Origin of the sequence: Thalassolituus sp. UBA6592 (assembly GCF_002433655.1) — a bacterium.
Classification (GTDB): domain Bacteria; phylum Pseudomonadota; class Gammaproteobacteria; order Pseudomonadales; family Oceanobacteraceae; genus Venatoribacter.
Map to the genome: position 1 here is coordinate 478 of NZ_DJIO01000016.1, position 351 is coordinate 828.

The window sequence follows — 351 nt, forward strand, 5'->3', positions numbered from 1 at the left end:
TTCAATGGTACAGAACGGGAAGTTTTCTGCCGCAATGCCATTCTTGGTCAGTGCGTTAAACAGTGTGGATTTGCCTACGTTGGGCAGACCAACGATACCGCATTTAAAGCCCATGGATATTTCCTGTGTATTCTGGTCGTCGAAATTGGCGGGTATTTTACCCGAATTCAGCCTTTAAACGAGTGCAGGCGATTCATCGCCCTGGCCATATCGCCAGCGATGGCATCCGGCAGGACGTGTAAGGCCTCGTTTATGGCTGCGTCTATCGCACTTTTTTCGGTTGCAGTCGGGCGTCCGAGCACGTGCCCGGTGACTTTGCTTTTGTCACCCGGATGGCCAATGCCAATACGC

1 protein-coding gene and 1 pseudogene are annotated in these 351 nt (G+C 52.1%); both read right to left on the bottom strand.

Features of this window, described 5'->3' with window-relative positions:
* Positions 1-114 (bottom strand): GTPase (locus B2Z72_RS01360; protein WP_297004037.1); only part of this gene is annotated, 114 nt, incomplete at its 3' end.
* Positions 115-167: 53 nt separating this feature from the next.
* A pseudogene (locus tag B2Z72_RS01365) lies at positions 168-351 on the bottom strand (aminoacyl-tRNA hydrolase); the annotation flags it as partial.